At 24.5% G+C, this 973-nt stretch carries 1 protein-coding gene; it reads right to left on the reverse strand.

Translation table 11 applies throughout. From position 1 onward, the window contains the following. Positions 1–103: 103 nt before the first annotated feature. Entirely contained in the window at positions 104–724 is a 621-nt protein-coding gene (locus tag G3997_RS05690) for a DUF4870 domain-containing protein (protein ID WP_296644226.1), read from the reverse strand. Positions 725–973: the final 249 nt, after the last annotated feature.

The following is a 973-nucleotide window of genomic DNA, read 5'->3' on the forward strand; positions in this document are numbered from 1 at the left end:
AGCAATAACTAGGTGGTACTTCTTTTATATCTTTAAATATTCCTTAGTATATATTTATTTGAATAATAAAAAAGATGAAGCTTTTCACTTCATCTTTAATTCATTACTTTATAAAATTGATTGTAAATGCATAGTCATAATCTTTATACTGACCATACTTTATCATACCTAGTATTGCTAATACAAAGTATGCTATTGAAACTATTGGTGCTAAAAKTACTCCTATTAATACAATTACCAATAATCCTGCTATTATCGTATATATTGTAAAAGATATATGGAAGTTTAATAATCTTCTTCCATTTTCTCTTATATAGTCAGAGTCTTTGCTTAGTTCTCTCCATACAAAGTATGATACTATAAATCCAATTAAGTTAAAAACAAGTATTCCAGCTGCCATTATTAACATTATTAGATTTTCTCTTGGCATAGAGCTTCTAAAGTTATCCATAGTATTCCTCCAGTAAAAATTTATATAATGTAATTTAGCTACATTTATAAGTATCCTACTCAACCATGTTTTAAAATATTTAGGCTCATTTAAATTTTTAATACTCTTATAAGCCTTATATATAGTTTCTTGAACTATTTCTTTAGTATCTTCTTCATGTTTGCATCTTATATATGCTTCCCTACACATCCTATCAAAGTAAATATCCATAAGACTTTCAAAAGCTTGTCTATCACCTTTGATAGCTCTTTTAACTAAAACTACCTCTTCCATCTTATCCCCTTTCAATATTTTATTCTAACTATTAGACTTAATAATCTAGTAAAAGGTTTTAAATATTTTTAAAAACTTTTTATATACTAATTAGATATCTTATTATTTAAAATTAACTAGGAGATGTGAATTGAATGTTAGTTACATTTAAATAAAAAAGAACTAAGTTTAGATGTTAAATAACTAAGCTTAGTTCTTTTTTCTATTATAATTATAACAAAATAAGCTAATATAGCCTCAATTACTTTT

The organism is Romboutsia sp. 13368, from assembly GCF_018336475.1.
Classification (GTDB): Bacteria; Bacillota; Clostridia; order Peptostreptococcales; family Peptostreptococcaceae; genus Romboutsia.